Annotated in this window: 7 protein-coding genes; all 7 read left to right on the top strand. The window is 34.9% G+C overall.

Annotated features, from left to right (window positions below):
• Positions 1–216 precede the first annotated feature (216 nt).
• Positions 217–717, top strand: a complete 501-nt coding sequence (gene tssB / locus GQ589_RS10895) for a type VI secretion system contractile sheath small subunit (RefSeq protein WP_160412318.1) — start codon at positions 217–219, stop codon at positions 715–717.
• A gap of 70 nt (positions 718–787) precedes the next feature.
• Positions 788–2,320, top strand: coding sequence for a type VI secretion system contractile sheath large subunit (gene tssC / locus GQ589_RS10890; protein ID WP_160412320.1), 1,533 nt, complete (start codon positions 788–790; stop codon positions 2,318–2,320).
• Between the two features lie 27 nt (positions 2,321–2,347).
• Positions 2,348–3,700 carry a type VI secretion system baseplate subunit TssK gene (tssK, locus tag GQ589_RS10885; RefSeq protein WP_160412322.1) on the top strand — a complete coding sequence of 451 codons (1,353 nt, stop codon included), beginning with the start codon at positions 2,348–2,350 and terminating at the stop codon, positions 3,698–3,700.
• Positions 3,701–3,710: 10 nt separating this feature from the next.
• Positions 3,711–4,376, top strand: a complete 666-nt coding sequence (tssL, locus tag GQ589_RS10880) for a type VI secretion system protein TssL, short form (protein WP_160426150.1) — start codon at positions 3,711–3,713, stop codon at positions 4,374–4,376.
• Between the two features lie 10 nt (positions 4,377–4,386).
• Positions 4,387–6,147, top strand: coding sequence for an OmpA family protein (locus GQ589_RS10875; protein ID WP_160426148.1), 1,761 nt, complete (start codon positions 4,387–4,389; stop codon positions 6,145–6,147).
• A 32-nt stretch (positions 6,148–6,179) separates the two neighbouring features.
• Entirely contained in the window at positions 6,180–6,668 is a 489-nt protein-coding gene (locus tag GQ589_RS10870; protein WP_065590676.1) for an Hcp family type VI secretion system effector, read from the top strand.
• Positions 6,669–6,746: 78 nt separating this feature from the next.
• On the top strand, positions 6,747–9,530 hold the full coding sequence (gene tssH / locus GQ589_RS10865) for a type VI secretion system ATPase TssH (RefSeq protein WP_160426146.1): 2,784 nt from the start codon (positions 6,747–6,749) through the stop codon (positions 9,528–9,530).
• The last annotated feature ends 405 nt before the right edge of the window (positions 9,531–9,935 follow it).

The raw sequence follows: 9,935 nt of genomic DNA, 5'->3' as shown, positions 1-9,935 counted from the left end.
ATTAAATTATTACATCTACAACGTTACTGATTTGTTAAGTGTTGAAAACTATCTATACTTGTGTAATTGGTTAATTTTTTATAAAATGTGTAATTTTATGTAATTTTATTGTAATTTAAAAGAAAATAGGATAGGTTAATATTAAGAAGATGCTTTGTAGTTTCTATTGCATAAATTATTACACTATTAAATTATTAGTTCTATAAGGAATCAAGTATGTCAAATAGCTATCAAAACGAAGTCCCTCCTGCTCGTGTTAATATTCAGTTAGATCTTCATACTGGAGGGGCTCAGAAGAAAGTTGAATTACCATTAAAAATTTTATCTATTGGTGATTATGGGCGAGGTAAAGATAAACGTCCTCTTTCAGAAAAAGAAAAAGTCTCTATCAATAAAAATAATTTTGATGCTGTGCTAAAAGAGTTTAGACCAACGGCTAAAATTAATGTACCAAATACACTTGCTGATGACGGCAGTGACATCAGCGTAGATCTTGTTTTTGAATCAATGAATGATTTTAAACCTGAACAAGTCGCAAGAAATATTCCTCAACTTCGTTCTTTGCTGGCTATGCGTAACTTATTAAGAGATTTGAAATCTAACTTACTGGATAACGCTACATTTCGTTACGAACTAGAAAAAATAGTAAAAGATGAACAGTTATCTGATGAGCTTCGTGCTGAATTAGAATCAATTGTATCTGAAAACACAAAATAAGTATTTTAATAAACTATCTAGTCACTTTCGAAATTAAATATCATTATTGAATAACAATAAGGAAAAAACAATGAGCGGACAGAAAGAACAAAAAAATGCAAGCAATACTGTTTTAGAAAATCATGGTAGCGTTTACCAATCTCTGTTTAACAAAATAAATCTAAATCCAATCCAAAAAGTAGGTGAAATCGAAAAATACGAAGATAATGATGTATTATTTGAAACCTCGCAAGATGAACGCGTTACAATGGCTGTTGATATTTTATTAAAATTGATTCAAAGCTCATCGCAAAAAGTTGAAAAATTAGACAAGCATTTATTAGATTATCATATTAGCCAAATTGACCGAAAATTAAGCCGCCAATTAGATGCAATTATGCATAACGAAACGTTCCAAGAAATTGAAGCAACATGGCGTGGTTTAAAGTTTTTAGTAGATCGTACTGATTTTCGACGTAATGTAAAAATTGAGTTATTAGATGTATCAAAAGAAGAGCTTCGTCAAGATTTTGAAGATGCACCAGAAATTATTCAAACTGGTTTTTATCGCCATACCTATATTCAAGAATATGATACCCCAGGTGGGGAACCTATTGGTGTAACAATCTCAAATTATGAGTTCGATCGCAATCCTCAAGATATTGCTTTATTACGTAATATCTCAAAAGTTGCTGCTTCAGCGCATATGCCATTTGTTGGCGCTGTAGGCCCTAAATTCTTTGGTAAAGAAACCATGGAAGAAGTTGCTGCAATTAAAGATATTTCAAATTATTTTGATCGCGCAGAATATACAAAATGGAACAGTTTCCGCGAAACAGATGATTCACGTTATATTGGATTAACATTACCAAGAGTGCTGGCACGTTTACCTTATGGCCCAGATACTGTTCCTGTTCGTAATTTTAACTATATTGAAGATGTCAAAGGTGTTGATCATAACCGCTATTTATGGGCTAATGCTTCATATGCTTTTGCTGCCAATATGGTACAAAGTTTTATTCGTAATGGTTGGTGCGTACAAATTCGTGGTCCTCAAGCTGGTGGGCTTGTTGAAGACTTACCTATTCATCTTTACGATTTAGGAACGGGTAATCAAGTTAAAATTCCAACTGAAGTGCTTATTCCTGAGACACGAGAATTTGAATTTGCTAATTTGGGCTTTATTCCGCTTTCTTTTTATAAAAATAGAGATTATGCTTGTTTCTTCTCGGCAAATTCAACACAAAAACCTGCGTTATATGATACAAAAGAAGCAACCGCAAATAGCCGTATTAATGCACGTTTGCCATATATCTTCTTGTTATCTCGTATTGCTCATTATTTGAAAGTAATTCAACGAGAAAATATTGGAACAACAAAAGATCGCCGAATACTTGAACTAGAATTAAACAAATGGATTAGCAATCTTGTTACCGAAATGACCGATCCAAGTGACGAAGTTCAAGCCTCACATCCATTACGAGAAGCTAAAGTTATTGTTGAAGACATTGAAGATAACCCAGGATTTTTCCGCGTTAAGACATTTTTAATTCCTCACTTCCAAATAGAGGGAATGGATATTAATTTATCAATGGTGTCACAGATGCCAAAAGCTAAAGCTTAATATCAAAAAATTTGGGTGGTAGGATTCATGAAAATTTTTCGTCCTTTATGGAATGAAGGTGTCTTTTTGACACCTCAACAATTTCAACAGCAGGCATTATGGCAACAGTTTTCTTCTCAAAAACTGGCTTCTATGACTATAGCCAATCCTTGGGGAGTTGAAAAGGCGGTCATAGATACGCAAGCACTCACAGTCGATCGTTTGCAGGCTGAATCAATTAGTATTCGTTTTCCTGATGGAGTACTAATTGACACCGATACTGCAGATAAGTTACCCAATGCCAGAATATTAAATACAGACATTCCACCTGAGCATGAAGAAGTTACTGTATTGATCGGCATACCGTTACTCCAAGCTAACGGGGGAAATTGTTTACAAGAAAACCAACAGCTTGAAAGACCCCTTCGTTATCGGCAAGAATGGGTTGAAGTAACTGATCTGTTTGGACAAAATACTGAAACCATTGCTGTTGAACGTTATGCGCTAACTTTTTTATTTGATTTTGAAGATCATAGCGATTATTTAACATGCCCAATAGCCTATCTTAGGCGAGACTTAAACGGTCGTTTTGTGCTTGATTTTGATTATCTTCCGCCGCTAATTAATTTGTTTACTCAAAGTGGAACATTAATAAAAGAACTAGAACTTTTATGTATACAAATTCAAGCTAAACGCCAACGTTTAATGGGAATGCGTCGAGAATGCAATGATCAAATGGCTGAATTTGCAATAGCAGATGTATCTATATATTGGCTTTTAAATGCATTAAATACGTTTGAACCTCAACTTAAATTCTTACGTGATAATCCAACAATCCACCCAGAAAACCTCTATAAAACATTAACTGCATTAACGGGGGCATTGTTAACGTTTTCATTAAAAAATGGTATGGATAGTATCCCAGCCTATCAACATGACAAACTTAATGAAGTCTTCCCTCCACTATTTGGATTAGTACGTAATTTATTAGAAGAGAGCTTACCATCTCGAGTAATTAAAATTGATTTAGTTCATGACAAAGATACATTTTGGACTGGTCGCTTAAACGACTCTCGTCTTGTAGAAGATGCTGATTTTTATCTTTCTGTACGTTCAAGTATGCCTGGACACCAATTACAATCCCAGTTCCCAATATTATGTAAAGCAGGGGCTCCAGATGATGTAAGGCAAATTATACATTCAGCATTATCAGGTATTCCAATAAAAGCACTTAGCCACGTTCCAGCTGCAATTCCTATGCGTTTAGAAAACCAGTACTTTGCACTGGATCTATCACACAACGCGGCAAAAAATATGTTGCTTACTCGATGTTGTGAATTTTACGTACCAAGAGCAATGCCCGATATTTCATTAGAACTTTTCGCTGTTTTGCGGTCATAGGATCAAGATTATGAGTATAGAATCACAAACAATAGATATTGATGAATTATTACGAGATTCAATATTGGTTGTTGTACAACTAAAAGCAAAAGCAGATATTCCATCGGGACATAAATTATATGAACTTTGTAAACAACAAGTGACCACTGTTCGTGAGACACTATATAACGCTCAATATAGTCAAGATGTGATTGATGATATTAGTTATGCTTTATGTGCATTATTAGATGAAACTGTATTGCTTTGCCATCGAGATAATCCCAAGAACCAAAACTATGATGAGTGGTTAGGAGCACCACTACAAGTCATATTTTTTAACACTCATAATGCTGGTTATGATTTATTTGAAAAAATTCGTGGTCGCTTAAAAGAAGATAAAAAAGATTTATTCGTATTAAGTGGCTTTGATAGAGTGCTTGGACTCGGATTTCAAGGTGGATATCTTGATAAACCACAAATGGAACGAGAGCATTTGATTCTGGCTCTGCGTGAAGCTGTTCGAGAATATGAACCAGATCAGTCTCATCCTATTGTAGAACAAACCAAAACTTATCATTATCTAGGACGTAAAACAATATTGTTATCTTGTACTGCATTATCTGTTGTTTTGAGTATTATTCTTTACTTTATATTAGATTATCGACTTGATATTTTGATTAGAAAAATTGTTGGTTAAATGGAATATTATGAGTAATTACCCTAAGCGAATCCAAATTGTTTATGCAGCTATATTAAGTATATTGCTACTATTTGTTTTTTTACCAATAACCTTTGGCTGGAAAATCATAGCTACTTTTTTGATTCTAATTATTACTGGTGGGTTATTATGGAAAATACGACATTACCAGCAATTACTTTCTTCATCAACAACAAATATTGAATTTTTAACCCAGAAACTTGATTTATTACCGGCAAAACAACGTTACCGCTTGCCTATTTTACTGGTAACAGGTAGTGCAGCTAAAGACTTTTTCCCAGAGGACTTATCGTTAGCTGAATCGAATATTGTGGTTTCGTCCGAGGCAGTCTGGATATATGTTGGTGAGTTTTCGCATTTATCCATTGTTTATGATTCATTAGTCGCAAAATGGCCGGATATGCTTGGGCGAATTGGTATATTTCTTGCCTTAGCTCCTGAACTTGAGGATAAACAAGGATTCTTTATTGCTAAATTACAGGCATTTCGTCAGTCATGGGTAGACACATGTAGAATCGCAAAATATAAATTACCTGTTTACTTATCAATCCATATTGGCTTAAACAATTTAATTTATGATGAACAAAACCCATTGCCTGTTTACTGGTTTCAATTAGTTGATCACAAGTTGTTCCTACTCGATCGTTATTTATCGCCATTAAATAATTGGGTTAATGATATAAAAATATCGTCAAGTGAGCGGGAAAGACGATTACGGTTAAGACCATTCTTAACTGAAACACAATCTTGGATCGAAAACATTGTCTTAACAACACTAGTTGATACAAAACAGCCTATTGCTAAATGCAAACCCACAGCAATGGCGATTTATCCTATAAATCAATCCATTATAAATAACAATATTATGCAAAAACAATGGGAAAGCATCACTACTTTACCATTACCAAATAGCTATAAAATTGAAGAAAACGTAACACCACCAGATTCTTTAGTTAAATTTATGCCACTCTCTTACCCATTTTCACCTATTGGGACATTGATCTGTGGCTTAATTACAATTACTTCTTTATTTATTATTGGATGTTTGGGTTCATCATTTTGGAACAATATAAAACTCTCGGAGCAAATACAAAATGATATTCAACATTACCGTTTAATTTCGATGGACAGTTATGAAGAAAAGCGACAAGCGCTTGAGTTGCTCAAAGAAGATAGAGCAATGTTGAATCAATATTTAACTCAAGGAGAGCCTATTCGTTTAGGGATGGGACTTTATCATGGACAACAATTACTTGAACCATTAAATATATCCATGAGTGATTATATTGCTAAACCACCGGAACCAAAAGAAATTATTGTTACAGAAGAAAGAGTTATCATGAAAGATCCTCCTCCAGTGATTCGTTTGGATAGTTTGTCTCTATTTGAAAGTGGGCAATCAAACTTAAAATCTGATTCAACCAAAATATTAATCAATGCATTGGTTGAAATGAAGAAACAGATAAACGCTAACCAAGGAACGGGATGGCTCATTCTAATTGCAGGGCATACTGACTCAACAGGAGATGACAATAAGAATATTCAATTGTCTCTTGATCGAGCTACAGCTGTACGAAACTGGATCATAAAAACCAGCGATATCCCTGAAACCTGTTTTGCAATCCAAGGGAATGGAGCAAAAAAACCGTTAGAAAGTAATGATACTTTAGAAGGACGCGCAAAAAATCGGCGAGTAGAAATTAGTTTAGTTCCTCAAATGTCAAATTGTGTTTTGGCAAATGAAAATTAAATATTTTTAACAAACAAAAAAGGAGTAAAACAATGGCAGTTCCAGCGTATATGTTTTTAAAAGATGATGGCGGAGCAGAAATTAAAGGTTCTGTAACTGTAGTCGGACGAGAAGGGAGTGTTGAAGTAGTTGAGTTTGATCACAAAGTCTACATTCCAACTGACGGTAATACTGGTAAATTAACTGGTACACGAGTACATAAAGCACTCGAATTTGTTAAAGAAGTTGATGCTTCATCACCTTATCTTTACAAAGCCGTAACTACAGGTCAAAACCTAAAATCTGTGGAAATCAAATGGTACAAAATTAATGATGCAGGTCAAGAAATTGAGTACTTTAACACATTAATGGATAACGTAAAAATTGTGTCTATAAAACCAGAGATGCACAATATTAAAGATCCAACAAAAGAACAATATAATCATCTAGAACGTATCGAATTACGTTACGAAAAAATCACATGGACTTACAAAGATGGCAATATCATTCACTCAGACAGCTGGGTTGAAAGTAGAGCTTAATGTGATTTATGTTGATTCTGTTGTAATGACAGAATCAACAATTATTTAATTAACAATAAAATAATGAAAGGAAGAGTAATGATTACAGATCCTTCTGCTTTATTAAGACGCCTCAATTCATTCTGCGCAAAAGCACTTGAAGCGTCAGCAGAATTATGCCAAACCAGAACACATCCAGAAATCACAATTGAACATTGGTTATTAAAATTATTAGAACAAGGATCTGGTGATATTTCATTGGTTGCAAGGCATTATCAGTTAGATTTGGATAAAATCTGGCAGGGATTATTGAATTATCTAGAGATATTACCTCACACAGTTAATACAAAACCAAGTTTATCGTCATCGTTGATTGCAATATTACAATCAGCATGGCTAAAGGCTTCGCTTGAAGATCACGAAGAAAGTATTCGTTCAATACATATTTTACAAGCCCTACAAGAGATGCCCCATTGTCTAAAAGCACAAGATGCATGGCAACTACTTAGTTTATCAGTTGTTTCATTACAAAAAATGCGTGCTCAGTTAGATGAGACCTCGGATGAAAGTGCAGTCAATCAACACATATATCACTCAAATCACTTGTACTTAAATGATGATATCGACAAGACAAAACAGTTAAATAATAATCAACAACAAGTAGCACAACAAAAACACTATCAAGTAGCACTTAGCCGATTTACCGAAGATATTACCGAAAAAGCGAAAACAGGAAAAATCGATCCTGTATTTGGTCGCGATAGTGAAATAAGGCAAATGATTGATATCTTATCACGTCGTCGCAAAAATAACCCAATTTTAGTGGGTGATCCCGGTGTTGGTAAAACAGCATTAGTAGAAGGACTTGCGCTACGCATTGCAGAAGGCAATGTACCTAAAAATCTTGAAAAAGTGAATATATTAATGCTTGATCTTGGCTTACTACAAGCTGGCGCTGGTGTAAAAGGTGAATTTGAACAACGGTTAAAAAATGTGATTGAAGCTGTTCAACAATCACCGACGCCAATCTTACTTTTCATTGATGAAGCACATACTATTATTGGTGCTGGCAATTCAGTTGGTGGCGCTGATGCAGCAAATTTATTGAAACCAGCGCTAGCCAGAGGCGAATTACGCACTATAGCTGCAACAACATGGTCTGAATACAAACAATATTTTGAAAAAGATGCGGCCTTAGAGCGTCGTTTTCAAATCGTTAAAGTCGATGAACCCGATGACGAAAAGGCCAGTCTGATGTTACGTGGTTTAAAATTGCGATATGCAGAACATCACGGCGTACATATATTAGATGAAGCAGTTAAAACTGCGGTTTCACTTTCTCGACGTTATATTAGTGGTCGTCAACTACCCGATAAAGCCGTTGATTTACTTGATACGGCATCAGCGCGTGTGCGTATGGGGCTTGATACAATTCCTGAATCCATTACACTGCTTGAAGCGAAAATTAACTCATTAACTATAGAAAAAGAAGCTATCAAAGCAGATTTAGCACTGGGGGAACACCTACCAACAGATCGTATAACAGAAATTAATTTGCAACTTGATGAGCTACAAGCAAAATTAACAACTCAACAGACACAATTTGAAAAAGAAAAAAAACTGATTGAAACATTAATTGAGTTACGCCAAAAATTAACGTCAAAGCCAGATCAGAAAATTCAAAAACAACTTATCGAAACACAACAAAAATTAAGTGAATTACAAAAAAACTCGCCTCTATTATCACTGGACGTTGATAGTCGAATTGTCTCTTCTGTCATTGCTGATTGGACTGGCGTTCCATTAGACAGTTTATTAAAAGATGAACAAAACCATTTGCTTATGTTAGAAGATGATTTGCGTCAGCGTGTCGTGGGCCAAGATAATGCACTCTTTGAAATTGCCAAAAGAATTCGCGCAGCAAAAACAGGTTTAACCTCGGAAGATGCGCCGATGGGCGTATTCTTATTAGTTGGCCCTTCTGGTGTGGGTAAAACCGAAACAGCATTGGCGCTTGCAGACACCCTATTTGGTGGTGAACAATCACTGCTTACGATCAACATGTCAGAATACCAAGAATCACATACAGTATCACAACTCAAAGGATCTCCTCCTGGCTATGTGGGTTATGGTCAAGGTGGAATCTTAACGGAATCTGTTCGCAAGCGTCCATACAGCGTTGTACTATTAGACGAAGTTGAAAAAGCACATCGTGATGTATTGAATCTATTTTATCAGGTATTTGATCGTGGTTTTATGCGTGATGGTGAAGGCCGTGAAATTGATTTCCGTAATACCTTAATATTAATGACTTCTAACCTAGGCAGCGATGAATTAATGGCATTATTTGATGAAATGCCAAATGCTGATATTGCAACACAGCAAGAATTATTGCGCCCTATTATACGTGAACACTTTCAACCAGCATTATTAGCTCGTTTTCAAACTGTCATTTATAAACCATTAGATGATGTTGCACTACGCAAAATTGTTGAAATGAAATTAAATAAAGTCGCCTTGCGATTACAAAAACACTACAAAATCGTGTTTAATGTCGGTGAAAAACTCTACGATACCCTAGTGTCAGCTTGTTTACTACCCGATACAGGTGCACGTAATATTGATAGTATTTTAAATCAACAAATATTGCCAGTCGTATCGAACCTACTGTTGCAAAATGTGAATAATCACAATACTCAAGTACAAACGTTACAACTTGACTTTAACGAAACAGACGGCATTATACTTGAATGGATAACCCCAAAAAACAAGACAAAATCTAAAAAAGCGACAATAAAACCTAAGTCAATTGAAACAATCAATAAAGATAATAAAAAGACATTAAAAAAAGAGAAAAAAGCAAACACTAAAAGACAAGCATAAACGATAGAAAATCTAGAAATAAAAAACAAAATGTAACAATAAGTTGAATCTTCTTATTAGCTGATTAGGAGTAACTAATAAGAAGATTCAACCGCGTTATATATTACCTTCCACCATCGCTTGGTTTTAACGCATCGGCTATGATTATCGCTGCTACAAGGTCATCTTTGCTTTGCTCGAATGCTCAAATTTGTTCCAGATAAAGTACAAACTCGCTCTGTTGTCGGCACATTCTAACGTCATAAAAAGACAGACAATATAACCAATTATTTTTGTTTCCTTATAAACATTAAATATAAAATAAAATCAATTTGTTACTAGACTGATTTTTTAGCCAAAATAATGTCTTTTTGACATTGATGGTTTCGTCAATTTGCTGTTTGGGTGCTCAAAATAGTGACAGGC

This window comes from Gilliamella sp. Pas-s27 (genome assembly GCF_009795865.1).
Classification (GTDB): Bacteria; Pseudomonadota; Gammaproteobacteria; order Enterobacterales; family Orbaceae; genus Gilliamella.
Note: the sequence above shows the minus strand (reverse complement) of the source record. Positions and strands in the feature narration are given on the sequence as shown.